A 26,667-nucleotide genomic window follows, 5' to 3' on the forward strand; every position below is an offset into this window, starting at 1 on the left:
AACAATTCGATAGTTTCTCGATTCACTCAACCGATTGGTTGAGTTTGTTACCGTCGGGTATGGGTACGGTCAGCTCGGTTCGGATGGAAACCTTCCTCGCCGTGGCCAAACACTCCAGCATCCGCCGGGCGGCCGCCCAGCTACACATCACCGAGGCGGCGGTGTCGGCGGCCGTGGCGTATATCGAAAAGCAGCTCGGCGCGAAACTGATCGCGAAATCCGGTCGCGGCGTGGCACTCACCGAGGCGGGCCGGATCTACGCCGAGTACTGCCGCAGCATCCTGGGTCTCATGACCGAGGCGCAGGCCGCGGTGCGGCGCGCGGAGACCGGCCGGCTGCGGCTGGGCGCGGTGTCGACCGCCGGGGAGTACCTGCTACTGCGGCCCCTGGCATCGTTCCGTGACCGTTTCCCCGACATCGAGGTGGGCCTGTCCATCCATCCGCGCGACACCCTGTTCCTCGAATTGCGCCATCACGAGGCCGATCTGGTGATCGCCGGGCGACCGCCCCGCGACGCCGGGCTGGTGGTGCGGGCCCGGCGCGCCAGCCAGCTGGTGGTGGTCGGCCGGGCGGGCCGCCACCTCGACCCCCGCACCGCGACCTGGCTGCTGCGCGGCGAGGGCTCGGGCACCCGCGAGACCACGCTGAACCTGTTGGACCGCTGGCAGATCCGCCCGCCCGCGCTGACCCTGGGCACCCACGGCGCGGTGCTGGCGGCCGCGCGCGAAGGGCTGGGCGTGACGCTGATCCACAGTGACGCCGTCGACGGTGACGTCGCCGCGGGCCGGTTGGAAGTGCTGCCGATGGAGGGCACTCCCCTGGACCGCCCGTGGCACGTCGTCACCACGCGTACACCGACGCCGGCGGCCCGGCTGTTCGTCGCCCACATCACCGATCGGGAGCGGGTCGGCGCGGCCGCCTTCGAGTCCTGAGGTCGGTCACCCGCGGTCCGCCCATCGGTGTCGCTGCCGGTACTCGGTCGGAGTGGTGTCGAGCTTGCGGCGGAACGCGCGGATCAGGGTGTCGGCACTGTTGAAGCCGCATGCGGCGGCCACTCGCTCGAGGGTGTCGTCGGTGGCCTCCAGGCGATTGCGCGCGGCCTCGACCCGGAGGGCCTCGACATACCGGCAACAACCGGCTGATCATCGCCGGGTTCATGACCCACATGTGCGTCGCGTTCACCACCCAGGGCGCCTTCCTGCGCGGCAACCACGCCACTGTGGTCGCCGACGCCTGCGCGACGCGCAGGCTGCAGACCCCGGCCGGGGAGGTGAGCGCCGAGCAGCTCCACCGCGGCGCGCTCGCCACCGTTCACGACCTGTACGGCGTCGTCGTGGCCAGCGGCGCCGCTCTGGGCTGACACCGGGCCCGCTGTCTGTCGGGGGCGAAGCGCGGCGGGCCCCCGGCCGCAGCGGGCGCAGTCCGGAACTCAAGCCTCCCAAGCGAATCCGTCGAGGTCGGTGAAGGCCGCGCCCGCGCTGCCGATCGCCAGCCGGTGCGAACCGCTGCCCTCGGGCGCGACGCCGGCGTCCTTGGCGGCCGCCTTGCGCCCGTACAGCGCGAGCTTCACGGCCGCGCCGGGCGTCGCGAACTCGACGTACTTGCTGCCGAAGCTCTTGCCCACCGTGAGGCCCTGTTCGACGTAGAAACGCTTGGTGGCCTTCACGTCCGCGACGCCGAGCAGCAGGACCATCTCCTGGATCTCGCGCACGACCGGCCCGGAGTTCTTCTTCTCGGAGCAGGCCAGCTTCCACAGCGTCCCGTCGGGTGCCTGCAGCACCCCGCCGTAACCCCAGAAGCTCTTGGTGATCGGCTTGATCACGGTGAAGCCGGCCCGCAGGGCGGTCTCGGCGTAGCTGTCCACGGTGGCCGGCTGGGCGAGCACCAGCGAGAGTACGCAGCCGCGGAAGCCGGTGCTGGGTTCCTGCGCGGTCCGGAAGCGCAGCAGATCCGCGGGCAGTCCGAACGCTTCGGCGTAGGTCGCGGCGGCGGCCGCGGGGTCGGCCACCTCGAGGATGACGGAGTCGATGCCGGTCTTGGTTTCAGTGGTGATGTCCATGTCGACAACGGTATTTTTCGCGGCCTCTTCGGCGCTTCTCGATTCCTGACCGGTTGCGTGCGGGCCCGGTCGGAGTGACTCGCCTCTCACCACTTCATTAGTTAGCGTACGACAACTATATTGGGTAGGTCCTGTTCCGCTCGGCCTCGGAGACTGCTTTGTCCGGTAACCACACGCCCGGTAGCCCATCGGCGCCGCATGTCGACGCCGGCGACGTCGCGACCATCGGCCGCCGCCGCCGCATCGACCGCGATCACCCCGCCTACAAGTGGATCGCGCTGTCCAACACCACGCTCGGCATGCTGATGGTCACCATCAACTCCTCGATCGTGATCATCTCGCTGCCCGCCATCTTCCGCGGTGTGGACCTCGACCCGCTCGCCCCCGGCAACGTCAGCTACCTGCTGTGGCTGCTCATGGGCTTCCTGCTCACCTCCGCGGTCCTGGTGGTGCTGTTCGGCCGGCTCGGCGACATGCTCGGCCGCGTCCGCATCTACAACCTCGGGTTCGTGGTCTTCACGGTGTCGGCCATCGCGCTCTCGCTCGATCCGTTCACCCACGGCTCGGGAGCGCTGTGGCTGATCGGCTGGCGCGTCGTCCAGGGCATCGGCGGCGCCGCGCTGATGGCGAACTCCGCCGCCATCCTCACCGACGCCTTCCCGGCCAGCAAACGCGGTATCGCCCTGGGCATCAACCAGGTGGCGGCCGTGGCCGGCTCGTTCCTCGGCCTGCTGATCGGTGGCGTGCTCGCCGAATGGGACTGGAAGGCCGTGTTCTGGGTCAGCGTCCCGATCGGCGTCATCGGCACGATCTGGTCCTACCGCTCACTGCACGACTTCGGTACCCGCACCCCCGGCTCGCTGGACCTGCCCGGCACCCTGACCTTCGCCGGTGGCCTCACCGCCCTGCTCACCGGTATCACCTACGGCATCCAGCCCTACCACGACGCGAACACCGGCTGGGGCAACCCGTGGGTGCTCGGCGCGGTCATCGGCGGTGTACTGCTGCTGGTCCTGTTCTGCGTCATCGAAACCCGCGTCGCGCAACCGATGTTCGACCTCTCACTGTTCCGCAACCGCACCTTCGCGCTCGGCAACTTCGCCAACCTGATGGCCTCGCTCGGCCGCGGCGGCATGCAGTTCATGCTCATCGTGTGGCTGCAGGGCATCTGGCTGCCGCTGCACGGCTACAGCTACGAGTCGACCCCGCTGTGGGCCGGTATCTACCTGCTGCCGCTGACCGTCGGATTCCTGATCTCCGGGCCGATCGCGGGCTGGCTGTCCGACCGCTACGGCGCGCGCCTGTTCGCCACGGGTGGCCTTGTGCTGGCGGCGGTTTCGTTCGTCCTGCTGGTCCTGCTGCCGGTCGACTTCGACTACCGCGTCTTCGCGGTGATCATCCTGCTCAACGGGCTCGGCACCGGAATCTTCGCCTCACCCAACAGCGCCGAGGTCATGTCGGCGGTCCCGGCGTCGCAGCGCGGTGCCGCCAGCGGTATGCGAGCCACCTTGCTCAACGGTGGTCAGGCCCTGTCGATCGGCGTGTTCTTCACCCTGATGATCGTCGGCCTGTCCGGCTCCCTGCCGGGCGCGATGAACTCGGGCCTGCAGGCGCAGGGCGTGCCCGCCCCGGTCGCCGACCACGTGGCCGGCCTGCCGCCGGTCGGGACCCTGTTCTCCACGTTCCTGGGCTTCAACCCGCTGCAGGAGCTGCTGGGACCGACCGGGACGCTGCAGCACCCCGGCGTGCACGCCGACGTCCTCACCGGCCGGGAGTTCTTCCCGCACCTGGTGTCGGGTCCGTTCCACAGCGGCCTGGTGGCGGTGTTCCTGGCCGCCGCGGCCATGATGGTGGCCGGTGCGATCGCCTCCTGGTTCGCCGGAGGTTACGCCACCGACGAGCAGGCCGAACTCGACGAGGCCGCCCGCGAGGGGATAATCGCCGACAACGACAACGAACCGGTAGGAGCCGTCACTCGATGATGTCGCAGGAGCGCCGCACCGCCGCAGAGCTGGCCCAGGCCGCCGAGGTGAATCTCGCCATCGGCCGGATGATCCGGCAGCTGCGGCGCTCCACCGAAATCGGGGCCGTCGGGCCCGCCTCGGTCGCCGCGCTGACCACCCTGCTGCGGCGTGGGCCGATGCGGCTCGGCGACCTGGCCCACCACGAGGGCGTCTCCGCGCCGACGATGTCCCGCATGGTGTCGGCCATGGACAAGCAGGGCTATCTGGAACGGATCGCCGATCCCCAGGACGGCCGCGCCCAACTGCTGGTCCCCACCGAATCCGCCCGGTCCCTGGTGACGGGCATCACGTCGGTCCGGGCGCAACGGCTCGCCGACGCCCTCGCGGAACTACCGTCCGACGAGCGGGAGGTGCTGGTCGCCGCCCTGAATCGGCTCGCCGACAATCTCGCCGATCCGGCACCCGCCGCACCGGCCGGCTGAATTCTTTTCACGTCGGAAAAATCACGTTCGGAAACTTCCGGTGAGTAACTCTGCTAAAACAGTCTTACAGCGAAAAACTTCCGCTACGCTCACAGCGCCGTGAGACGGAGGCCCCCGGCATCCTGAATTTCGCGCGCCGCGTGCGGAATTCCGGGATCCCATAATGGTTCTCGAGGAGATTCGTGAAGACCCCCCGTACAGCTCGCCGCTCACCCACTCCCACGGCATCCACCGACCCCAAGGACAGCGGCGCGCGGGTTGCCGTAGTCTGGCCCGACCCGTCGCCGCTGAGTAGCTGGTGGCAGGAGATCATGGAGCTACCCGCCACCTGACCCCCGGGTCCGGGCGGTGAGGTCCGAGGGACCGGCGCACATCCCGGACCCCACCCGATCGGCGGCCCAGGGCCGCGGTTCCACAGGATCCGGATGGATCCTCGCGAAAATCATGCGCTTCTCGCATCGCCGACGGCGCACTGTTCGAGTTACGCCTCTGTGAATTCCGGTCGGCCGCGAAAACGGTAATTTCAGCTCTGCAGGTATTGCACGAGATGTTCGCGTTCCACCTCTAGTTCCCGGATCGCGCACTTGACGACGTCGCCGATACTGACGATGCCCGCCAGCCGGCCGTCGCGTAGCACGGGGACGTGCCGGATCCGGTGCTCGGTCATCACCGCGCGCAGGCTCTCCACGTGATCCTCGGGCGCGCAGGTGTGCACGACCGCGGTCATGATCGCCGCGACCGGCTGGTCCAGCAGGCCGGCGCCCCGAATATTCAAATGCCGCACCACATCCCGCTCCGAGGCGATCCCCGCGATCGTCCGGCCGTCCGGCGACACCACCACCGCGCCGACATTGTGCTCGGCCAGCACCGCGAGCAGCTGCCGCACCGTCGCCGTCTCCGCCACGGTCACCACCGCGCTGCCCTTCCCCCGCAAAACTTCCGCAATCCGCATCGTCCACCGTCCGTTCTGTCGCGCTCCGGCCCGCCACCTGTACTCAGAATCCCCCGTTCGCGGCGCTCTAACCAGGCAAGATTCGGCCACACTCGACCTCCGGCCGCGGTCGCGGGCGCCGGTGCCGACGCGCGCGGGTTCGGCGAAGCTGCGCCGGGCGCCGCGGCGGCGGACGTACCATGCGCCGATGGCCGATGCGAACCGCCCCGCGCTGCGGGTTCTCGTGTACAGCAGCGATTCCGACACTCGTGACCAGATCCGGCTGGCGTTGGGTACCCGCCCGGATCCCGATCTGCCGCCGCTGGACTACCTGGAGGTCGCCACCGGGCCGATGGTGCTCGAGCATCTCGACGCCGGCGGGATCGACCTGGTGGTCCTGGACGGCGAGGCCAGCCCCACCGGCGGCCTCGGCCTGGCCAAGCAACTCAAGGACGAGATCGCCGCGTGCCCGCCGGTTCTGGTGCTGACCGCCCGTCCCGACGACGCCTGGCTGGCGTCCTGGTCGCGGGCCGAGGCCGCGGTCTCGCACCCGATCGACCCGTTCCAGCTCACCGCCGCCGTGAGCGCCGTCCTGCGGGGCGCTGACCAGCGCCCTTGACGGCAATCCCGCTCGACCGTCGTTCCGCCGGGACGGCGGTCGCTCTGTGTCCGCACCCGGGTGCCCGCGGCACTCGTCCGGCAATCTCGATTGCGTCACTTCAGTCATAAGTTGCAATACCGAATGCGATCAAACGACCCGGGCATTCGGTCTTTATTGATGACGAACAGTTGTAGGCTGTGCGTTACATCACATGTGAGCGGCTGGTGATATAACACTCTCGCCCGCATTCCCCGCGGGTGCTCGCGACCCGGCCGACCGATGTGAACTGGAGGGGTGGTGCAGAAGTGAACACCGAGGTCCCGACTCTCGTGCTCGGCGCCGTTGCGGCGGCATTCGGATTCTTCTCCCTGGGCCTGGCGGCCCTCATCGGCCCGAAACGCCGCAACCGAGCGAAACTCGAGGCCTACGAATGCGGTATCCAGCCGACACCGCACGCCGTCGCCGGCGGGCCGGGTAACGCTGCCGGGCAACGGTTTCCGGTCAAGTACTACCTGACCGCCATGCTCTTCATCATCTTCGACATCGAGATCGTCTTCCTCTACCCGTGGGCGGTGCACGCCGACGCGCTGGGGGTTTTCGGACTGGTCGCGATGGCGCTGTTCATCGTCAACGTCTCGGTGGCCTACGCCTACGAATGGCGGCGCGGCGGCTTGAGCTGGGACTGAAACCGATCCCGGCGGCGGTGCCGCCCCACGACACCGGCCGGCCGGGATCGCCGATCCGCACACGGAAGTGAGTTATGGGGCTCGAGGAGAAACTGCCCAGCGGATTCCTGCTGAGCACAGTCGAACAGTTCGCCGGCTACCTGCGCAAGGGCTCACTGTGGCCCGCCACCTTCGGCCTGGCCTGCTGCGCGATCGAGATGATGGCCACCGGCGCCGGTCGCTACGACCTCGCCCGGTTCGGGATGGAGGCCTTCCGGGCCTCACCCCGCCAGGCCGATCTGATGATCGTCGCCGGCCGGGTCAGCCAGAAGATGGCGCCGGTGCTGCGGCAGGTCTACGACCAGATGACCGAACCCAAATGGGTGCTCGCCATGGGGGTCTGCGCCTCCTCCGGCGGCATGTTCAACAACTACGCCATCGTGCAGGGCGTGGATCACGTTGTGCCCGTGGATATCTACCTGCCCGGCTGCCCGCCGCGCCCGGAGATGCTGCTCAACGCGATCCTGAAACTGCACGAGAAGATCCAGGAGATGCCGCTGGGCGTGAACCGCGAGGAGGCGGTCCGCGCCGCCGAGGCAGCCGCCCTCGCCTCGACCCCGACCATCCAGTTGAAGGGCATGTTGCGATGACGCAGGACGACGAACCCACCGCCGGCCCACCCGCGGCCGACGACTCGCCCCCGGAGGTGATCGGCGTCCGGCACGGCATGTTCGGGGTCACCGGCACCGGCGACACCTCCGGCTACGGCCGGCTCGTCGCGCCGGTCACCCTGCCCGGCGGCACCCCGCCGCCCTACGGCGGCCACTTCGACGATGTGATCGAGGCGCTGCGGAACGCGTTGTCCGCCAAGGTGTCCCGGGCGGCGGCCGGTTTCGCCGACGCGGTCGAGAAGGTGGTCGTCTTCCGCGACGAGCTGACCGTGCACGTCCGGCGCGAACACCTGCCGGCCGTCGCGCGGGCGCTGCGCGACGATCCCGCGCTGCGGTTCGAGATGTGCCTGGGAGTCAGCGGCGTCCACTACCCCGACGACGCCGGCCGCGAACTGCACGCCGTCTACCACCTGCTGTCGATGACCCACGGGTACCGGCTGCGCGTGGAGGTGTCGGTGCCCGACTCCGACCCGCACCTCCCGTCGCTCACCGGGGTGTATCCGACCACCGACTGGCACGAACGCGAGACCTACGACTTCTTCGGCATCGTCTTCGACGGCCACCCGTCGCTGACCCGGATCACGATGCCCGACGACTGGCGCGGTCATCCCCAGCGCAAGGACTATCCGCTCGGCGGGATCCCGGTCGAGTACAAGGGCGCGCGGATACCGCCGCCGGACCAGCGGAGGGCGTACAGCTGATGAACCTCGGAACCCGGCGCCGGCGCGAGACCGGCGAACACGTACCGGCATCCACCACACCGTCCGGCCGCACGACACCGCCGGTGGAACGCACCGTCACGGTGGTCGGCCAGGACTGGGCGGACGTGGTGGGCGGCACCGCGGCCGAATCGCGCGGTACCACCGACGAGCGCCTCGGCGGCACCGCCGGAGCGTCACTGGGCGGCACCGCCGCCGAGGAACGCATCGTGGTCAACATGGGCCCGCAGCACCCGTCCACGCACGGCGTGCTCCGGCTGATCCTGGAGATCGAGGGCGAGACGGTCACCGAGGCCCGCTGCGGCATCGGCTACCTGCACACCGGCATCGAGAAGAACCTCGAATACCGCCCGTGGGTGCAGGGCGTCACCTTCGTGACCCGGATGGACTACCTGTCCCCGTTCTTCAACGAGACCGCCTACTGCCTCGCGGTAGAGAAGCTGCTCGCCATCACCGACGCGATTCCCCAGCGCGCCAGCGTGATTCGGGTCCTGCTGATGGAACTCAACCGGATCTCCTCACATCTGGTGGCGCTGGCCACCGGCGGCATGGAACTGGGCGCGCTGACCCCGATGCTGTTCGGGTTCCGCGAACGCGAGCTGATCCTCGACGTCTTCGAGACCATCACCGGCCTGCGAATGAACCACGCCTACATCCGCCCCGGCGGCCTGGCCCAGGACCTGCCCGACGACGGCGTCACCAAGGTCCGCGAACTGCTCGACCTGTTGCCGAAACGGTTGCGGGACTTGGAGTTGCTGCTCAACGAGAACCCGATCTGGAAGTCGCGCACCCGCGGTGTCGGCTACCTCGACGCGGCTGGCTGTGTCGCGCTGGGCATTACGGGTCCCGTCCTGCGCAGCACCGGGCTGCCGCACGACCTGCGCAAGTCGCAGCCGTACTGCGGGTACGAGACCTACGAGTTCGAGGTCATGACCGATACCGGATGTGACTGCTACGGCAGGTATCTCGTGCGCGTGAACGAGATGCGCGAATCGCTCAAGATCGTCGAACAGTGCCTGGACAAGCTGCGGCCCGGCCCGGTCATGGTGGACGACAAGAAGATCGCCTGGCCGGCCGACCTAGCGCTGGGCCCCGACGGGCTCGGCAACTCGCCCCAGCACGTCGGCAAGATCATGGGTACCTCGATGGAGGCCCTGATCCACCATTTCAAACTGGTCACCGAGGGCATGCGGGTCCCGGCCGGCCAGGTGTACTGCGCGGTGGAGTCGCCCCGCGGCGAGCTCGGCGTCCACATGGTCTCCGACGGCGGCACCCGGCCCTTCCGGGTCCACTACCGCGATCCCTCGTTCACGAACCTGCAGGCCGTGGCCGCGATGTGTGAGGGCGGCATGGTCGCCGACGTCATCGCCGCCGTCGCCAGCATCGACCCGGTGATGGGTGGTGTAGATCGATGACGCAACTACTGCTCAAACTCTCCCCGCGGCCCGTGCCGTATCCGCCGGAGATCGCGGACCGGCTGCGGGCGGACGCGGTCTCGATCATCGGCTGCTATCCGCATCCGCGGTCGGCGCTCCTGCCGCTGTTGCATCTCGTGCAGGCCGAAGAGGGCTTCGTCTCCGGCGCGGGCATCGAGTTCTGTGCCGGCCTGCTGGATCTCACCGCCGCGGAGGTGACGGCGGTCGCGACCTTCTACTCGATGTACCGGCGCACGCCGACCGGTGAGTTCCATGTCGGGGTCTGCACCAACACGCTGTGCGCGGTGCTCGGCGGCGACGAGATCCTCGACCGGCTCGAACAGCATCTCGGTGTGCACCACGGGGAGACGACCGCCGACGGCATCATCACCCTCGAACACATCGAGTGCAACGCAGCCTGCGACTACGCCCCGGTGATCATGATCAACTGGGAGTTCTTCGACAACCAGACCCCCGAGACGGCACTCGGACTGGTCGAGGCGCTGCGCCGGGGCTACCAGGTCACCGGAAGCCGCAGTGGCGCACCGCTGTGCAGCTTCAAGGAGACCGCCCGCATCCTCGCCGGCTTCCCCGACCGGCGCCCCGGCGCCAACGACGGCACCCCCGGCCCAGCCACGCTGGCTGGTCTGCGTGCCGCCTCGGGGTTGCCCGAATCCAACGGTTCCGGCGAGACGAGCGCGCCATGACCACGGACGAACAGCGCGCGACGCCGCTGACTCCGGTGCTGTCCCGCTACTGGGACGCCCCGCGGTCCTGGACGCTGGAGACCTACCGGGCGCACGCCGGCTACCGCGCGCTGCCCAAGGCCCTGCGCATGCAGCCCGACGAGGTGATCGCCACGGTCAAGGACTCCGGCCTGCGCGGGCGCGGCGGCGCCGGCTTCCCCACCGGCATGAAATGGGGCTTCATCCCGCAAGACGACCCGGCCAAACCGCACTACCTGGTGGTCAACGCCGACGAGTCGGAACCGGGGACCTGCAAGGACATACCCCTCATGCTGGCCACGCCGCACACGCTGATCGAGGGAATCATCATCGCCGCGTACGCGATTCGCGCCGCACACGCGTTCGTCTACCTGCGCGGCGAGGTCCTGCCGGTGCTGCGGCGGATGCAGTACGCAGTCGACGAGGCCTATGCCGCGGGCTATCTCGGCCACGACATCCTGGGTTCGGGCTACGACCTGGACCTGATCGTGCACGCCGGCGCCGGCGCCTACATCTGCGGCGAAGAGACCGCGTTGCTCGACTCGCTCGAGGGCCGGCGCGGCCAGCCGCGGCTGCGGCCGCCGTTCCCCGCGGTCGCCGGCCTCTACGCCTGCCCCACCGTGGTCAACAATGTCGAATCCATTGCCAGCGTCCCCGCGATCCTGCGCAACGGCGTCGACTGGTTCCGCACCATGGGCAGCGAGAAGTCACCCGGTTTCACGCTGTACTCGCTGTCCGGGCACGTCACCACGCCCGGCCAGTACGAGGCGCCGCTGGGCATCACACTGCGCGAACTGCTCGGCTACGCGGGCGGCATGCGGGCCGGGCACGAACTGAAGTTCTGGACCCCGGGCGGCTCGTCCACGCCGCTGTTCACCGCCGAACACCTCGACGTCCCACTGGATTACGAGGGCGTCGGCGCGGCCGGATCCATGCTCGGCACCAAGGCGCTGCAGTGCTTCGACGACACCACCTGCGTGGCGCGGGCCGTGCTGCGCTGGACCGAGTTCTACGCCCACGAGTCCTGCGGCAAGTGCACCCCGTGCCGGGAGGGCACCTACTGGCTGGTGCAGCTGCTGCAAAGACTCGAGGCCGGCCGCGGCACCGAAGCCGACCTGGACAAACTGCTCGACATCGCCGACAACATCAACGGCAAATCGTTCTGCGCCCTCGGTGACGGCGCCGCCTCGCCGATCGTGTCCTCGCTGAAGTACTTCCGCGACGAATACGTCGACCACCTGCGCCAGGGCGGTTGCCCGTTCGATCCGGCACGCAGCACCGTCTGGGCGCCCGCCCGCCTGCCCGAAGGAGCGCGATGACCGCCACCGTATCGACCGGCACCGGTAGCGGCACCACGCCCGCCGAGCTGGTCAGCGTCACCATCGACGGCACGACGATCAGCGTGCCGCCCGGCACCCTGGTGATCCGGGCCGCCGAACTGATCGGGGTGCAGATCCCCCGGTTCTGCGACCATCCGCTGCTCGACCCGGTCGGCGCCTGCAGGCAGTGCCTGGTCGACATCGAGGGCCAGCGCAAGCCGGTCGCCTCCTGCACCCAGACCGTCAGCGACGGCATGGTCGTGCACACCCAGCTCACCTCGCCGGCCGCGCACAAGGCGCAGGAGGGGGTGATGGAACTGCTGCTGATCAACCATCCGCTCGACTGCCCGGTCTGCGACAAGGGCGGCGAATGCCCGCTGCAGAACCAGGCCATGTCGAACGGGCGGCCGGAATCGCGCTTCGAGGGGGTGAAAAGGACCTATCCCAAGCCGATTCCGCTGTCCGCGGCGGTGCTGCTGGACCGGGAACGTTGCGTGCTGTGCGCCCGCTGCACCCGCTTCTCGCAGCAGGTGGCCGGCGACCCGTTCATCGAACTCCTCGACCGTGGCGCCCTCCAGCAGGTGGGTATCGCCGCGGGCGAGCCGATGGACTCCTACTTCTCCGGCAACACCGTGCAGATCTGCCCGGTCGGCGCGCTCACCGGCACCTCCTACCGGTTCCGGGCCCGGCCCTTCGACCTGGTGTCGAGCCCCGCGGTGTGCGAGCACTGCGCGTCGGGCTGCGCCCAGCGCACCGACCACCGGCGCGGAAAAGTGTTGCGCCGCATGGCCGGTGACGATCCCGAGGTCAACGAGGAATGGAACTGCGACAAGGGCCGCTGGGCGTTCGGCTACGCCACCGAACCCGACCGGATCACCACGCCGCTGATCCGCGACGCGGGCGGCGAGCTGGTCCCGGCGTCGTGGCCGCAGGCGCTGGCCCGGGCCGCCGCCTGGCTACGGGCCGCGCAGGGCAACTGCGGTGTGCTGACCGGCGGCCGGGTCACCCTCGAGGACGCCTACGCCTACTCGAAGTTCGCCAGGATCGCCGTGAACACCAACGATATCGACTTCCGGGCCCGCGCCCACTCGGCCGAGGAAGCGCAGTTCCTGGCGGCCCGGGTCGCCGGCCAGGGCCGGATGCTCGACTACGCGGCGCTGACCACCGCACCGGTCGTGCTGCTGGTCGGATTCGAACCCGAGGACGAGTCGCCGATGGTGTATCTGCGGCTGCGCCGCGCGGCCCGCAAGCGCGGTGTCGCGGTGTATTCCGTTGCGCCGTACGCCAGCCGGGGCCTGGAACGGATGTCGGGCAAGCTGGTCGCCGCGACCCCGGGCACCGAACCGTATGTGCTCAGCGCGATCCACACCGAGAGCGCCGGCGACCTGGCCGAGATCGGCCGGCTGCTGCGGCAGCCGGGTGCGGTGATCCTGGCCGGGGAACGCCTCGCCGACGTGCCCGGAGCGCTCACCGCGGCCGTCCGGCTCGCCGATACCACCGGCGCCACGCTCGGCTGGGTGCCGCGCCGGGCCGGGGAACGCGGCGCGATCGAGGCCGGTGCGTTGCCGAACCTGCTCCCCGGTGGCCACCAGGTCACCGATCCGCAGGCGCGCCAAGACATTCGGTCGATCTGGAACTGTTCCGACCTGCCTGCCGGCACCGGTCGCGACACCGCCGCGATCCTCGCGTCCGCGCCGCTGCTGGGTGCCCTGCTGATCGGCGGGGTGGACCCGGCCGACCTGCCGGACTCGCGGGCCGCACTGGCCGCCATCGAGAGCGCGCCCTATCTGATCTGCCTGGAACAGCGCCACACCGCGATCACCGCGGCCGCCGACGTGGTCTTCCCGGTCGCCACCGCGATGGAGAAGGCGGGCACCTACCTCACCTGGGAGGGCCGCGAACGCCCCTTCGACGCGGCCCTCGCCGACCCGACGGTCCGCCGCGCGGCCGCACCGCTGTCCGATCTGCGGGTGCTCGACGCTCTCGCTCGCGAGATGGGCCACCCGATCGGGTTGCCCGATATCGCCGCTGCCCGTAGCGAGCTCGCCACGATCGGGGTCCGGCGCGGCGCCGCGGCGAACCCGGCCACCGAGCCCGCACCGGCACCCCGCCCGGCCGAGGGCACCGCGGTGCTGGCCGGCTGGCGGCAGCTGCTCGACCTCGGCGTCATGCAGGACGGCGCGCCGGAACTCGCGGGCACCGCCCGACCGCCGCTGGTCCGGCTCGCCCCCGACACCGCGGCGGAAATCGGTGCGGCCGACGGTGATCCGGTCCGGGTCAGCACCGACCACGGTCACGTGACACTGCCACTGGCGATCACGCCGATGCCCGAGCGCGTGGTCTGGCTGCCGCTGAATTCCCCCGGTTCCGTGGTCTACAACCGGCTGGCCACCACCCCCGGGCACCTGGTGCGGATCCGACGGGAGGACGACGATGAATGAACTCGCCGCGAACACCGATCTCACGGCCTTCGGCCACGATCCGTGGTGGCTGGTGGTCGGCAAGTCGATCGCGATCTTCGTCTTCCTGCTGCTGATCCCGATGCTGGCGGTGTACGCCGAGCGAAAGATCGTGGCGTTCATGCAGATGCGGGTCGGGCCCAACCGGGTCGGACCGCGCGGCACCCTGCAGTCCATCGCCGACGGCGTGAAGATGCTGCTGAAGGAGGACATCGTCCCGGCGATCGTGGACCGGCCGATCTTCGTTCTGGCGCCGGTGATCTCGCTGATCCCGGCCGTGATGGCGTTCGCCGTGATCCCGTTCGGCCCGGAGGTGTCGATCTTCGGCACCCGAACCCCGTTGCAGCTCACCGACATGCCGGTCGGAGTGCTCTACATCCTGGCCATGGCCTCGATCGGGGTGTACGGCATCGTGCTGGCCGGCTGGTCGTCCGGCTCGACCTACCCGCTGCTGGGCGGGCTGCGCTCCACCGCGCAGGTCATCTCCTACGAGATCGCCATGGCCGCCTGCTTCGCCGCGGTGTTCCTGCTGGCCGGCACGATGTCCACCTCCGGCATCGTGGCACGCCAGTGGGGTACCTGGAACGTCTTCCTGCTGTTGCCGTCGTTCCTGATCTACGCGATCGCCATGGTCGGTGAGACCAACCGGGCACCGTTCGACCTGCCCGAGGCCGAGGGCGAACTGGTCGGCGGTTTCCACACCGAGTACTCGTCACTGAAGTTCGCCATGTTCATGATGGCCGAATACATCAACATGGGAACGGTATCGGCGCTGGCCACCACGCTGTTCTTCGGCGGCTGGCACGCGCCGTTCCCGCTGAACCTGTGGGACGGCGCGAATTCCGGCTGGTGGCCGGTGCTCTGGTTCACCGCCAAGGTGTGGGCGTTCCTGTTCGTGTTCATCTGGCTGCGCGGTACGCTGCCGCGGCTGCGCTACGACCAGTTCATGAATCTGGGCTGGAAGCTGCTGATCCCGGTGTCGCTGCTGTGGGTGATGGTGGTCGCCACGCTGAAGATCCTGCAGGACAACGGGTATCACGTGCAGACCGCAGGGCTGGTGATCGGCGGCGCGGCGCTGTCGGGTGTGCTGATCGGGGTCTTCCTGCGCGCCGGGCACCGCGGCGACGACCGGGCCGCCGAATTCGAGCCGCCGGACGCGGATGCCGGATTCCCGGTCCCGCCGGTACCGCGACCGGAACCGGCCGCGAGCAGCCCCGGTCTGCTCGAGCCGCTCGCCGGCTTCGCGGTCACCGCGGCGACCATGTTCAAGAAGCCGAACACCGAGTTCTATCCCGAGGTGAAGACGCCGACCGCGGCCCGCTATCACGGCCGCCACCAGCTCAATCGGCATCCCGACGGGCTGGAGAAGTGCATCGGCTGCGAACTGTGCGCCTGGGCCTGTCCCGCCGACGCCATCTACGTCGAAGGCGCCGACAACACCGAGGAGCAGCGGTTCTCGCCGGGTGAACGCTACGGCCGCGTCTACCAGATCAACTACCTCCGCTGCATCGGCTGCGGCCTGTGCATCGAGGCCTGCCCCACTCGGGCACTCACCATGACCAACGAGTACGAGCTGGCCGACGACAACCGCGCCGACCTGATCTTCGAGAAGGACCAGCTGCTGGCGCCGCTGCGCTCGGGCATGCTCGCCGCCCCGCACCCGATGTATCCCGGTGCCACCGAAGCGGATTACTACCTGGGCCGGGTTCCCGGCGCCCCGGGTACCGCGCAGGACACCGGCCTGCGGGCCACCGACGAGGTCGCGCACATCACCACCGCCGGCCGGACCGAGGAGGGCGCGCGATGATCACCCAGCACAGCACACTCGCGGAGGCGGCGGCCACGCACGCCTCCGGTGGCGAGGCGGCGGTCTTCTGGATTCTCGGACTGGTCGCCGTGGCCGGCGCGCTCGGGATGGTCTGCGCGCCGAAGGCCGTCTATTCGGCGATGTGCCTGGCCGCCACCATGATCTCGCTGTCGGTGTTCTACATAGCCCAGGACGCCCTGTTCCTGGGCATCGTGCAGATCGTCGTCTACACCGGCGCGGTCATGATGCTGTTCCTGTTCGTGCTCATGCTGGTCGGCGTCGACTCGGCCGAATCGCTGAAGGAGACGCTGCCGGGCCAGCGCATCGCGGCCGTGGCGGCGGGCATCGGATTCGGGCTGCTGCTGATCGCGGCGATCGCGCGCGGGGTGCACGACCACACGGTCGCGGTCACCGGGACACCCGGGTTCGGTTCCTACTCGATCAACGAACTGGCCGACCTGATCTTCGTGCGCTACGTGTGGGCGTTCGAACTCACCGGGGCCCTGCTCATCACCGCGACCCTGGGCGCGATGGTGCTCGCGCACCGCGAGCGGTTCGGTCCCCGCACAGATCAGCGCGAACTGTCGAAACGGCGCCTGCGCGACGGACATCGCGTCACCCCGCTGCCCACGCCCGGCGTCTACGCCCGGCACAACGCGGTCGACGTCCCCGCCCGGCTGCCGGACGGCTCGTTCGCCGAGGAATCGGTCAGCACCATCCTGCGGCACCGTCGCCGCCGCGCCCACACCGAAGCCGCCGTGCTCGGGGTCGCGGTGGTCGACGACGCCGGCGTTCCCGAAGCCCCAGCAACCCCGGGCGGTTCCGCCGCCGGTGAGGAAGGTTCGCGGTGAATCCGGACAACTACCTGTATCTGTCCGCCCTGCTGTTCACCATCGGCGCGGCCGGGGTGCTGGTGCGGCGCAACGCCATCGTCGTGTTCATGTGTATCGAGCTCATGCTCAACGCGGTGAACCTGGCTTTCGTCACCTTCGCCCGCGAGCATCGCAATCTCGACGGGCAGGTGTACGCGTTCTTCACGATGGTGGTCGCGGCCGCGGAAGTGGTCGTGGGCCTGGCGATCATCATGACCATCTTCCGTGCCCGCCGCTCGACCTCGGTCGACGACGCCAGTCTGCTGCGGTACTGACATGGGTACCGCAGAGCTCTGGTTGCTGCCGGCCCTGCCGCTGGCCGGTGCCGTGCTGTTGTTGCTGTCGGGCCGGATCGCCGATCGCTGGGGACATTTCGCGGCCACCGCCGCCGCGCTGGGGTCCTTCGGCGTCGCGGCGTGGGCGTTCGTCGACATGCTCGGCCGGTCCGACGCCACGCGGCTCATCGCGCACAACTTCTTCAGCTGGGTGCCGGCCGCCGGCTTCCAGGCCGACTTCACGCTGCAACTCGACCAGCTGTCGATGTGCTTCGCGCTGTTGATCACCGGGGTCGGCTCGCTGATCCACGTGTACTCGATCGGGTACATGAGCCACGACCCTGGTCGCCGCCGCTTCTTCGCCTATCTGAACCTGTTTTTGGCCGCCATGCTGGTGCTGGTCCTGGCCGGCAACTACCTGGTGCTGTACCTCGGCTGGGAGGGGGTCGGCCTGGCGTCCTACCTGCTGATCGGGTTCTGGTACCACAAGCCGAGCGCGGCGACCGCGGCCAAGAAGGCGTTCGTGGTCAACCGGGTCGGCGATATGGGTCTGGCGATCGCGCTCATGGTCATGTTCGCCACCTTCGGCTCGGTCGACTTCGGGCACGTGTTCGCCGGTGCGGCGCACGCGAATTCGGGCACGCTGACCGCGATCGGGCTGTTGCTGTTGCTCGGTGCCTGCGGTAAGTCCGCGCAGGTGCCGCTGCAGTCCTGGCTCGGGGACGCGATGGAGGGCCCGACCCCGGTGTCGGCACTCATCCACGCGGCCACCATGGTCACCGCGGGCGTGTACCTGATCGCCCGCTCGCACGCGATCTACGATCTGGCGCCCGCGGCCCGGGCCGGGGTGCTGATCGTCGGCGCCGTCACGCTGCTGTTCGGTGCGATCATCGGTTGCGCCAAGGACGACATCAAGAAGGCGCTGGCCGCCTCCACCATGAGCCAGATCGGCTACATGGTGCTGGCGGCGGGGCTCGGACCGGCCGGATACGCGGTGGCGATCATGCACCTGCTGACACACGGCTTCTTCAAGGCCGGACTGTTCCTCGGCGCCGGCTCGGTCATGCACGCCATGAACGACGAAACCGATATGCGCCGCTACGGCGGGCTACGGGTGCTCATGCCGATCACGTTCGCCACCTTCGGATTCGGCTACCTGGCGATCATCGGGGTCCCGCCGTTCGCGGGCTTCTTCTCCAAGGACAGGATCATCGAGGCCGCGTTCGCGCACGGCGGTGCATCCGGGATCACCCTGGGCTGTGCGGCGCTGCTCGGCGCCGGGATCACCGCGTTCTACATGACCCGCGTGATGGTGCTGACCTTCTTCGGTGAGCGGCGCTGGGAACCCGACACCCACCCGCACGAAGCGCCCGCGGTGATGACCGGCCCGATGATCCTGCTGGCGCTCGGATCGGTGTTCTCCGGTGGACTGCTGGTCTACGGTTCCGCCCTGCGGAACTGGCTGCGGCCGGTGGTCGGGGAAGAGGCCGCCGAGGGCGGCCTGCCGGCCTGGGTGGTGACCGCGCTGGCCCTGGTCGTCGTGGCGATCGGGGTGGGAATCGCGGTGCGGCAGTACTGGGCTCGGGAGGTGCCGCGTACCGCGCCGGCCGAGGTCTCGGCGCTGACCGTCGCGGCCCGCGCCGACCTGTACGGCGACGCGATCAACGAGGCGGTGTTCATGCGGACCGGTCAGGGCCTGACCCAGGGTCTCGGCCTGTTCGACGTCCGCGGTATCGACGGACTGGTCGACGCCACCGGCGCCCTGATCGGCGGGATCTCCAGCCGGGTGCGCCGCGTACAGACCGGTTTCGTCCGCTCCTACGCCCTGTCCATGTTCGTCGGCGCGACCCTGGTGGTCGCCGCCCTGCTGGCGGTGAGGTAGTCGTGAACCAATTCCCTTGGCTGACCACACTGTGGGTGGTGCCGGTGGCGGGCGCCGCGGCGACCCTGGCGGTTCCGGCCGCGCGGCGCACCGCGGCCCGCTGGGTCGGGCTGGTGGCCGCGCTGGCCACCCTGGCCGTGGGTGTCGTTGCGGCCGTGCGGTTCTCACCCGGCGGCGATCGGTACCAGCTGGTCGAGAAGCACGAGTGGATCCGGTCGTTCGGTGCCGGCTACACCGTCGGCGTGGACGGGATCGCGCTGGTTCTGGTGTTGCTCACCGCGGCGCTGGTACCGCTGCTGCTGATCGCGGCCTGGAACGACGACCGGGTGGCCGCCGACGGCCCCCGGGTGACCCACGTGTACATCGCGCTCACTCTCGTGGTCGAGGCGATGGTGCTGATCTCGTTCGTCGCGCTCGACATCCTGCTGTTCTACGTGTTCTTCGAGGTCATGCTGATCCCGATGTACTTCCTGATCGGCGGCTTCGGCCCGCGCGGGGAGGACGCCGAACCGCGCCGGCAGCGAGTGCGGGCGGCGGTGAAGTTCCTGCTGTACAACCTGTTCGGCGGCCTGATCATGCTGGCCGCGGTGATCGGCCTGTACGTGCTCACCGCCCGGCAGCACCTCGGCGGTGACGGCGGCACCTTCGACTTCCGGACCGTCGTGGCGGCCGCCGGATCCGGTCACCTGGGCGCCGGGCCGGTGGTGCTCAACGCCCTGTTCCTCGGCTTCATGTTCGCGTTCGCGGTGAAGGCGCCGCTGTGGCCGCTGCACACCTGGCTGCCCGACGCGGCCGTCGCGGCCGGCCCGCCCAGCGCGGTGCTCATGATGGCGATCGTGGACAAGGTCGGCACCTTCGGCATGCTCCGCTACTGCCTGCTGCTGTTCCCCGGCTCCACCCACACCTACGCGCCGCTGATCAGCGTGCTCGCGGTCGCCGGAATCCTGTACGGGGCCCTGCTGGCCATCGGACAGACCGATGTGATCCGGCTGATCGCCTACACCTCGATCTCGCACTTCGGGTTCATCATCCTGGGTATCTTCGCGCTCACCACCCAGGGCGGCTCGGGTGCGGCGCTGTACATGGTGAACCACGGAATATCCACGGCCGCACTGCTTTTGGTCGCTGGATTCCTCGTCTCGCGGCGCGGCACACGAGTGATCGCCGAGTTCGGCGGGGTGCAGAAGGTGGCGCCGGTGCTGGCGGGCACCTTCCTGATCGCCGGGCTCGCCACGCTCTCGCTGCCCGGGCTGGCGCCGTTCGTCAGCGAACTCCTGGTTCTGATCGGCACTTTCACCCGCTACCCGGTGGCGGCGGTCTTCGCGACCGGCGCCCTGGTGCTGGCGGCGCTCTACATCCTGTGGATGTACCAGCGCATGATGACCGGCCCGGTGCGGCCCGGCAACGAGCGGATCCGCGACCTGCTGCCCCGCGAACTGGTGGTGCTGGTGCCGCTGGTCCTGGCGCTGCTGGTGCTCGGCGTCTACCCGAAACCCGTGCTGGACCGGATCAACCCGGCGGTGAGCGGCACTCTGACCAGCATCGGCGTCCACGATCCGGCACCCACGGTGCCGCAGCCCGAGGCCGCCACGACCGGAGGTACGCACAAGTGAGTCAGCAACTCTCGGCGGTTCTGCTGGCGGGGCCGCAGACCGTTCCGGCACCGTCGATCGAATACCACCTGCTCTCGCCCATGCTCGTCGTGTTCGGCGCGGCGGTGGCCGGCGTGCTGGTGGAGGCCTTCGCGCCGCGCCCGTGGCGGTACCGGCTGCAGCTGCTGCTCGGATTCGGCGGTCTGGCAGGCGGTTTGGCCGCGGTGATCGCGCTGTCGGGCACCCACGCGACCGCGGTGGTCGACGCGGTCGCGGTCGACGGGGTGACCCTGATGTTGCAGGGCACGATCCTGGTGGTGTCGATCCTGGGGTTGGCGCTGATGGCCGAGCGGGGCATCGAGTCCCGGACGGCCCGGGTCCGCGGGGACGGTCCCGGCACCTGGAGCCGGGCGGCGGCGCTGGCCACCGGGATACCGGTCGCCGACGGTTTCGCCCCGCAGGCCGCGGCCGTGCCGGGCAGTTCCGACGAGATCGCCGCCGCGCGGGCGGGGATCACGACCACCGAGGTGTTCCCGCTGACGATGATCGCGGTCGGCGGCCTGCTGCTGTTCCCGGCCTCGAACGATCTGCTGACCATGTTCGTGGCCCTGGAAGTGCTGTCGCTGCCGCTGTATCTGCTGTGCGGGCTGGCGCGGCGGCAGCGGTTGCTGTCGCAGGAGTCGGCGCTGAAGTACTTCCTGCTGGGTGCCTTCTCCTCCGCGTTCTTCCTGTACGGGATGGCGCTGCTGTACGGATACGCGGGAACGGTCCGGTTCGGCGGGATCGCCGACGCGGTGGCGAAGGATTCGGGTTCGCGCACGCTGGCGATCCTCGGGCTGGCGATGCTCGCGGTCGGCCTGCTGTTCAAGATCGGTGCGGTGCCGTTCCAGTCCTGGATCCCCGACGTGTATCAGGGCGCCCCGACCTCGGTGACGGCGTTCATGGCGGCCGGGACGAAGATCGCGGCCGTGGGCGCGCTGCTGCGGATCCTGCAGGTGGCGGTGCCCGGACTGCGCGACGACTGGCGGCCGATCGTCGCCGCGATCGCCATCGCGACCATGGTGGTCGGCGCGGTGCTGGCGGTGACGCAGACCGACGTGAAGCGGATGCTGGCGTATTCGTCGGTGGCCCACGCCGGATTCATCCTGACCGCGCTGGCCGCGGCCGACGACCGGGGCGTATCGGCGGTGCTGTTCTACCTCGCGGTCTACGGTGTCGGCACGGTCGGCGGCTTCGCGGTCATCACCCTGGTGCGGGATTCGGCCGGCGACGAGGCCACCGCACTGTCCGCGTGGGCGGGCCTGGGCCGCCGATCCCCCTGGCTGGCAACGGCATTCGCACTCATCCTGCTGTCCTTCGCCGGAATCCCGTTGACTGCCGGGTTCATCGCCAAACTGGCCGTGTTCTCCGCCGCCGCGGCGGGCGGATACACCAGCCTGGTCGTTCTCGGTGTGATCACCAGCGCGATCGCGGCCTACTTCTACATCCGGGTCATCGTGCTCATGTTCTTCTCCGAGCCCGAAGGTGATGTGCGCGTAGTGGTTCCGGCGCTGACGACGAGTGTGGTGGTGGTGAGCGCGGCGGTGACGCTGGTGCTGGGCATCGCACCGCAGCCACTGCTGAACCTGGCCCACCAAGCCACCAGCTTCGTGCACTGAGGGTGCGGATCCGGTGGGCTCACCTCGGCTCGACGTAGCTCCGCAATTGCTGTGCAGTTGCGGAGACCTCGTCGGTGACTGGCGTCAGCGGTAGCTCGAGTCGTCGGCAGGAAGCCCTGGGTCCTGCACCTCGACGATGTACCGCCACGCGTCTGGACGGGTGCCGTCGACATCGTCGAGGTCGTAGCGGGATGCGAGGTCGAAGCTGGAGACGACCGATCCGCCGAGGCGAGCGCGATCGGGGTCCGCAGCGAGGGCTGCGATTCCCTGCGCGACGAATGTCGGTGACTCCGAGATCGCGAAGTGCGGCTCGATGTCGAGGGCGTCGCGCCAGTTGTCTTCGCGGACGCCGAATAGTTCGAGCATCGCTTCGGAACGAAGCCACCCAGGTGTGACCGCGATCGCCGCGCCGCCGTGCGGAGCCATCTCGTAGTGGAGGGCGCCGGTCATCCGTTCGGTCGATGCTTTGACGAGGTCGTAGAAGAACCCCTGGTTCTTGCGATAGGACCTGTTGTACTCGGTGGTTCCATCGGTGAGTTCGATGAGCAACGATCCAGGCTTGCGCAGCATCAGCGGGAGGGCCTGGTGGGCGGTGATGACATGACCGTCGACACCCAGGCGGATCATGCGCAGCCCTCGCCGCAGGTCGTGCTCCCAGAGTTTGTCGCCGAACTGCGCATAGATGTCGCCGCCGAACAGTCCGTTCACCAAGATGTCCAGTCGACCTTGGTCCGATTCGATCTGCTCGATCAGACCGGACACTTCGGCGATGTCGAGGTGATCCACGACGAGCGCGCGGCCGTCGCCGACGGCCGCGACGAGGTCACCCGTTTCTTCGATCGTTTCGGGTCGATCGATCTCCGACCGTCCCGCGGATCTGCTGCTTCGACCTGTGGCGTAGACGAACGCACCTGCGCGCGCGAGTTCCACGGCGATCGCGCGACTCGCTCCGCGGGTGGCGCCGGCCACCAGAGCGACTTGTCCCGTGAGGGGGCGGTACTGCGCGGTCATCGAATGTCCTTCCAGGAGTTGACAAGAGTGGTGAGGTGGTCGTGCGCGTCGTCGACCAGGCTGCCGACGGGCGCGATCGACCAGGAGAGATGGATGCCGACGGCCAAGGCGCGCAGCATGCGCGCGGCCTTGCGGCTGTCGGGAGCGAGCGGGAGGTGTGTGCGTACTTCGTCCACTGCGGCCTGGAGGATCTGTGTCTCCCGTTCCCACCCTTTCGCGAGGAGGGCCCGGAGGGCGGGGTCCTGGAGGTCGTCGGCGAAGGCGGCGAGCTGACTGCCCGCCGTGACCGCGTCGTCGAAGTTGCCCATGTCCCACGAAGCTCCGGCGACCAGTCGCTCGACGGGGTCGTCGTGCGGGCGCATCGCGGCCGCCATCCCAGGTGCGATCGAAGCCAGCCATCGCTCCGATACGGCAATGATCAGCTGCGATTTAGAACCGAATCGTTTGATCAGTGTGGCGGGGGCGACACCGGCGCGTGCGGCCACGTCGCTCAGCGTGAATCCCGCCCCACCTCGCTCGAGCAGGAGAGCGTGGGCGTGGACGAGCAGCTCGTCGTTCGTTGTTTCTCGAGGCCGGGCCATGGAGTTAGTAAATCATCATTTACTAACTATGTAAACGCGACCGGAGATCCTCCGCAGCGGTCCTCACTGCCGCGCACCGTGACTCGGGATTCGTTGTGCCGCAACGAGAGGCACTCAGGGGGCCGCCCGGCGCAGGCTGTTGCTGACCGTGGCGTGCGGCAGCCCGCCGCCCGCTGGGGTGCGGCTGGCGGCGGCCGCGGCGTTGTCGGCGGTGAGGCGCCGGACGGTACGTTCCAGGATGGGCAGGATCTCGGTGACTTCGAGTGCGCCGGAGGCGAATTGGCCGATCAGTGCGACGGCCATGCTGGGCAGGATGATGGCGACGTCCTCGAGGTACTCGGGGTCGAGGTCCCGCAGCGAGATCTCGGCGATCGGCATGATGGCCGACAGGCCGTGTGCGTCGAGGCGGTCGCCGCCGGCACCGGATCGGGCGTGGTGGTACGCCTCGAGCATGTGGGGGTGCTGCTCCCAAGGCTGGAACACCGAGCGCAGTACGCGGATCAGGACGTCGCGCAGCGGTTCGTCCGGCGTCGGGGGCGCGACCTCGCCGTACGCGTGCTCGGTCATCCAGCGTTCGAGGGCGGCGGCGATCAGCTCGTCGCGGGTGTGGAACAGCTTGTAGATCCGGGCCAGCGAGACGTGGGCGAGTCCGGCGACGGTGCGCAGGTGAACGGCGTCGTAGCCCTGCGTTTCCAGTAGCTGGACGACCACATCGACGATCCGTACCGCAACGTCCGATTCCGACTCGCGCCTCATCCGTCAATGGTAACTTCGTTACCGGTAACCGGGTTACCGTCGCGCGAGTCCCCCTACCACACGCGTGGCGGTACGGGGTGGATCCAGGCAGGTCGCGGGGCCAGGGATCCATCCCGGGCCCGGCCCTCGGGGCTGTGTCCGCCTCGTCGGGTGTCCCGGTCACCGCCAATCCCTGTGTCGTAGTGAAGGTTCGCCCATGTCTGCACTGTCCCGCCGCGCCCTGCTCACCGGCGCGGCCGCGGCCGCCGCCGGTGCCACCCTGACCGGCGCCCCGGTGGCGTTCGCCCGCACCGCCCGGGCCGGGGTCGTCCCGCTGACCCGCGAAGAGCATCGGGTGGTGGTGATCGGCTCCGGCTTCGGTGGCGGCGTGACCGCACTTCGCCTGGGCCAGGCCGGAATTCCCGTGCTCGTCCTCGAACGCGGGCGGCGCTGGCCGACCGGCCCGAACGCCGAAACCTTCCCGCATCCGTCCGCACCCGACAAGCGCATCCTCTGGTACCGCTCGGACCCGAACCTGTTCGGGCAGCCGCTCGCCTTCGAGCCCTACACCGGCTTGATCGAAGCCGTCGCGGGCGAGAACATGACCGCGCTCTGCGCCGCCGGCGTCGGCGGCGGATCCCTGGTCTACCAAGGGATGTCGCTCCAACCGGCGGAGGCGGTGTTCAACACCCATCTCCCGCCGGAACTGGACTGGGCGACCATGGACCGCGTGCACTATCCGCGAGTGGCGCGGATGCTCGGCCTCGAGGTCGCCCCCGACGAACTGGTCGACAGCCCGCAGTACACCGCGGCACGGGTGTTCGCCCAGCGCGCCCGCGACGCCGGGCTGCCGGTCTCGAAGATCCCGATGCCGATCGACTGGAACTACGCGCTCGCCGAACTGCGCGGCGAGATGAAGCCGTCCTACACCAACGGCGACGGCGCGATGGGCGTCAACAACGGCGGCAAGCACTCGGTCGACGTCACCTACCTGGCCGCGGCCGAGGCGACCGGGAACGTGGAAGTCCGCGTCCTGCATCAGGTCACCGACATCGAGCGCGCCGCCGACGGCCGCTGGGTCGTGTACGTCGACCGGATCGACACCTCCGGTGCGGTGCGGGAGAACCTGATCCTCACCACCGGCGCGCTGGTGCTGGCCGCCGGCAGCCTCAACACCACCGCACTGCTGGTGCGTGCCGCGGCGACCGGCCGGATCCCGGACCTGCCCGGCGAACTGGGCGGCGGCTGGGGCACCAACGCCGACCGCATCTACGTGTGGACCGACCCGAACGCCGGGTTCGGTACCACCCAGGGCGGTCCGGTCGTCTACGGCAGCCTGAACTGGGACGACCCGCGGTACGCGCACACCGTCATCCAGGCCTCGATCCCGCCGCTACCGGCCGACCCGGGCAGCACCATGATGGTCGGCTACGGCGTCAGCGACGGCCGCGGCCGATTCACCTACGACGCGGCCACCGACGCGGCCACCCTGCACTGGCCGGCCGACGGCGACGCGGTCATCCAGGACGGTCACATCGCGCCCACCGCACACGCCATCGCGGGCTCGGACGGCATCCTGCTCGACACCAACCTGGCCTTCCCCTCGACCTGGCATCCGCTGGGCGGCGCGTGCATGGGCGCCGTCTGCGACCTCGAGGGCCGGGTGCTGGGTCAGCGCGGACTCTACGTGCTCGACGGCGCCCTCATGCCCGGCAACACCGCGGCCTGCAACCCGTCGATGACCATCGCCGCGGTCGCCGAACGCGCGCTCGACCGCATCGTCGCGGAGGATGTCGGCACCCTGATCTGAGGTTCCGCGCAACCTCGGGCCACCCGTACCGCCGGTACCCACCGGCGGTACGGGCCGGTCGGTCACTGCGCGGGGAACTCCAGCGCCGGTTCCTGGCCGGCGGTCAGCGGAAAGTATCCGAGGAACTCGACATCGGCGTCCAGCGCGTCGAAGCGCGCGATGCGCGCGTCCTGCGGCTCGTAGAACACGTCACCGGGACCGAGGATCTGCACCGGCTCGCCCTCGATCTGGTAGGCCACCCGGCCGCTGATGATGTTCCCGACCACCGGCCCGTTGTGCACGTGCAGCCCGGCCGCGGTGCCAGCGGGCATCCGAATCCGGCGCGCCTCGATGCGGCTGGTGGGCAACGGTTCCGGCAGGCGGACATCCAGGACGATGTCGCGGGTCACGGTAGCTGGCAGCGAATTGGTCTCCGGCACAACGGCAGTCTAGGC

Annotated in this window: 27 protein-coding genes; 20 read left to right on the forward strand and 7 right to left on the reverse strand. The window is 69.3% G+C overall.

The window, feature by feature from the left end:
• Positions 1-59: 59 nt before the first annotated feature.
• Positions 60-932, forward strand: coding sequence for a LysR family transcriptional regulator (locus tag EBN03_RS09335; RefSeq protein WP_233608270.1), 873 nt, complete (start codon positions 60-62; stop codon positions 930-932).
• A 6-nt stretch (positions 933-938) separates the two neighbouring features.
• On the opposite strand, the gene EBN03_RS09340 is transcribed toward EBN03_RS09335, so the two are convergent.
• Positions 939-1,085 (reverse strand): AraC family transcriptional regulator, encoded by a 147-nt coding sequence (locus EBN03_RS09340; RefSeq protein ID WP_199742726.1) that lies wholly within the window; start codon positions 1,083-1,085, stop codon positions 939-941.
• Between the two features lie 71 nt (positions 1,086-1,156).
• On the opposite strand from EBN03_RS09340, the gene EBN03_RS34965 reads away from it, so the two are divergent.
• A complete protein-coding gene (locus EBN03_RS34965; protein WP_122187555.1) occupies positions 1,157-1,360 on the forward strand; it encodes a cysteine hydrolase family protein in 204 nt (67 codons plus the stop codon).
• Between the two features lie 69 nt (positions 1,361-1,429).
• Here the strand turns inward: EBN03_RS34965 and EBN03_RS09350 are convergent, their stop codons facing one another.
• Entirely contained in the window at positions 1,430-2,059 is a 630-nt protein-coding gene (locus tag EBN03_RS09350; protein ID WP_122187556.1) for a VOC family protein, read from the reverse strand.
• Positions 2,060-2,358: 299 nt separating this feature from the next.
• On the opposite strand from EBN03_RS09350, the gene EBN03_RS09355 reads away from it, so the two are divergent.
• From EBN03_RS09355 to EBN03_RS34070, 3 genes are all read left to right on the forward strand, one after another.
• Positions 2,359-4,041, forward strand: a complete 1,683-nt coding sequence (locus EBN03_RS09355) for an MFS transporter (RefSeq protein ID WP_122187865.1) — start codon at positions 2,359-2,361, stop codon at positions 4,039-4,041.
• A complete protein-coding gene (locus EBN03_RS09360; protein WP_122187557.1) occupies positions 4,038-4,505 on the forward strand; it encodes a MarR family winged helix-turn-helix transcriptional regulator in 468 nt (155 codons plus the stop codon). The genes EBN03_RS09355 and EBN03_RS09360 overlap by 4 nt, the downstream gene beginning before the upstream one ends.
• Positions 4,506-4,687: 182 nt before the next feature.
• Complete coding sequence (locus EBN03_RS34070; protein ID WP_158675572.1) at positions 4,688-4,837, forward strand: hypothetical protein; 150 nt, start codon at positions 4,688-4,690, stop codon at positions 4,835-4,837.
• A gap of 191 nt (positions 4,838-5,028) precedes the next feature.
• Here EBN03_RS34070 and EBN03_RS09365 read toward each other — a convergent pair whose 3' ends face one another.
• On the reverse strand, positions 5,029-5,457 hold the full coding sequence (locus EBN03_RS09365; protein WP_122187558.1) for a CBS domain-containing protein: 429 nt from the start codon (positions 5,455-5,457) through the stop codon (positions 5,029-5,031).
• A gap of 187 nt (positions 5,458-5,644) precedes the next feature.
• On the opposite strand from EBN03_RS09365, the gene EBN03_RS09370 reads away from it, so the two are divergent.
• The 14 genes from EBN03_RS09370 (at position 5,645) to nuoN (ending at position 22,096) form a co-directional block, all read left to right on the forward strand.
• Positions 5,645-6,055: an Rv3143 family two-component system response regulator gene (locus EBN03_RS09370; protein WP_122187866.1), complete on the forward strand. Its 411-nt coding sequence runs from the start codon at positions 5,645-5,647 to the stop codon at positions 6,053-6,055.
• Between the two features lie 287 nt (positions 6,056-6,342).
• Positions 6,343-6,723, forward strand: a complete 381-nt coding sequence (locus tag EBN03_RS09375) for an NADH-quinone oxidoreductase subunit A (RefSeq protein WP_122187559.1) — start codon at positions 6,343-6,345, stop codon at positions 6,721-6,723.
• A 74-nt stretch (positions 6,724-6,797) separates the two neighbouring features.
• Positions 6,798-7,352: a NuoB/complex I 20 kDa subunit family protein gene (locus EBN03_RS09380; protein ID WP_122187560.1), complete on the forward strand. Its 555-nt coding sequence runs from the start codon at positions 6,798-6,800 to the stop codon at positions 7,350-7,352.
• Entirely contained in the window at positions 7,349-8,074 is a 726-nt protein-coding gene (locus tag EBN03_RS09385) for an NADH-quinone oxidoreductase subunit C (RefSeq protein WP_122187561.1), read from the forward strand. The genes EBN03_RS09380 and EBN03_RS09385 overlap by 4 nt, the downstream gene beginning before the upstream one ends.
• A gap of 83 nt (positions 8,075-8,157) precedes the next feature.
• Complete coding sequence (nuoD, locus tag EBN03_RS09390) at positions 8,158-9,507, forward strand: NADH dehydrogenase (quinone) subunit D (protein WP_407671115.1); 1,350 nt, start codon at positions 8,158-8,160, stop codon at positions 9,505-9,507.
• Complete coding sequence (nuoE, locus tag EBN03_RS09395; RefSeq protein ID WP_122187563.1) at positions 9,504-10,214, forward strand: NADH-quinone oxidoreductase subunit NuoE; 711 nt, start codon at positions 9,504-9,506, stop codon at positions 10,212-10,214. The genes nuoD and nuoE overlap by 4 nt, the downstream gene beginning before the upstream one ends.
• Positions 10,211-11,551 carry an NADH-quinone oxidoreductase subunit NuoF gene (gene nuoF / locus EBN03_RS09400; RefSeq protein WP_122187564.1) on the forward strand — a complete coding sequence of 447 codons (1,341 nt, stop codon included), beginning with the start codon at positions 10,211-10,213 and terminating at the stop codon, positions 11,549-11,551. The genes nuoE and nuoF overlap by 4 nt, the downstream gene beginning before the upstream one ends.
• The gene (locus EBN03_RS09405; protein WP_122187565.1) at positions 11,548-13,992 is read left to right on the forward strand and encodes an NADH-quinone oxidoreductase subunit G; all 2,445 of its coding nucleotides are present in this window, start codon (positions 11,548-11,550) and stop codon (positions 13,990-13,992) included. The genes nuoF and EBN03_RS09405 overlap by 4 nt, the downstream gene beginning before the upstream one ends.
• Positions 13,985-15,817 carry an NADH-quinone oxidoreductase subunit NuoH gene (gene nuoH / locus EBN03_RS09410; protein ID WP_122187566.1) on the forward strand — a complete coding sequence of 611 codons (1,833 nt, stop codon included), beginning with the start codon at positions 13,985-13,987 and terminating at the stop codon, positions 15,815-15,817. Before EBN03_RS09405 ends, nuoH begins: the two co-directional genes overlap by 8 nt.
• Entirely contained in the window at positions 15,814-16,668 is an 855-nt protein-coding gene (locus EBN03_RS09415) for an NADH-quinone oxidoreductase subunit J (RefSeq protein WP_122187567.1), read from the forward strand. Before nuoH ends, EBN03_RS09415 begins: the two co-directional genes overlap by 4 nt.
• On the forward strand, positions 16,665-16,964 hold the full coding sequence (gene nuoK / locus EBN03_RS09420; protein WP_122187568.1) for an NADH-quinone oxidoreductase subunit NuoK: 300 nt from the start codon (positions 16,665-16,667) through the stop codon (positions 16,962-16,964). The genes EBN03_RS09415 and nuoK overlap by 4 nt, the downstream gene beginning before the upstream one ends.
• A gap of 1 nt (position 16,965) precedes the next feature.
• The gene (gene nuoL / locus EBN03_RS09425) at positions 16,966-18,846 is read left to right on the forward strand and encodes an NADH-quinone oxidoreductase subunit L (protein ID WP_122187569.1); all 1,881 of its coding nucleotides are present in this window, start codon (positions 16,966-16,968) and stop codon (positions 18,844-18,846) included.
• Positions 18,847-18,848: 2 nt separating this feature from the next.
• Positions 18,849-20,459, forward strand: coding sequence for an NADH-quinone oxidoreductase subunit M (locus tag EBN03_RS09430; RefSeq protein ID WP_122187570.1), 1,611 nt, complete (start codon positions 18,849-18,851; stop codon positions 20,457-20,459).
• Entirely contained in the window at positions 20,456-22,096 is a 1,641-nt protein-coding gene (gene nuoN, locus EBN03_RS09435; protein ID WP_267899266.1) for an NADH-quinone oxidoreductase subunit NuoN, read from the forward strand. Before EBN03_RS09430 ends, nuoN begins: the two co-directional genes overlap by 4 nt.
• Positions 22,097-22,180: 84 nt before the next feature.
• On the opposite strand, the gene EBN03_RS09440 is transcribed toward nuoN, so the two are convergent.
• From EBN03_RS09440 to EBN03_RS09450, 3 genes are all read right to left on the reverse strand, one after another.
• Complete coding sequence (locus EBN03_RS09440; protein ID WP_122187571.1) at positions 22,181-23,107, reverse strand: SDR family oxidoreductase; 927 nt, start codon at positions 23,105-23,107, stop codon at positions 22,181-22,183.
• Positions 23,104-23,688, reverse strand: a complete 585-nt coding sequence (locus EBN03_RS09445) for a TetR/AcrR family transcriptional regulator (protein ID WP_122187572.1) — start codon at positions 23,686-23,688, stop codon at positions 23,104-23,106. The genes EBN03_RS09440 and EBN03_RS09445 overlap by 4 nt, the downstream gene beginning before the upstream one ends.
• A 114-nt stretch (positions 23,689-23,802) precedes the next feature.
• Complete coding sequence (locus tag EBN03_RS09450; RefSeq protein ID WP_122187573.1) at positions 23,803-24,444, reverse strand: TetR family transcriptional regulator; 642 nt, start codon at positions 24,442-24,444, stop codon at positions 23,803-23,805.
• Positions 24,445-24,640: 196 nt separating this feature from the next.
• On the opposite strand from EBN03_RS09450, the gene EBN03_RS09455 reads away from it, so the two are divergent.
• Positions 24,641-26,233: a GMC oxidoreductase gene (locus EBN03_RS09455; protein ID WP_122187574.1), complete on the forward strand. Its 1,593-nt coding sequence runs from the start codon at positions 24,641-24,643 to the stop codon at positions 26,231-26,233.
• Positions 26,234-26,295: 62 nt separating this feature from the next.
• Here EBN03_RS09455 and EBN03_RS09460 read toward each other — a convergent pair whose 3' ends face one another.
• On the reverse strand, positions 26,296-26,652 hold the full coding sequence (locus tag EBN03_RS09460; RefSeq protein ID WP_233608271.1) for a cupin domain-containing protein: 357 nt from the start codon (positions 26,650-26,652) through the stop codon (positions 26,296-26,298).
• Positions 26,653-26,667 lie beyond the last annotated feature (15 nt).

Origin of the sequence: Nocardia stercoris, from assembly GCF_003696265.1 — a bacterium.
GTDB classification, from domain to species: domain Bacteria; phylum Actinomycetota; class Actinomycetes; order Mycobacteriales; family Mycobacteriaceae; genus Nocardia; species Nocardia stercoris.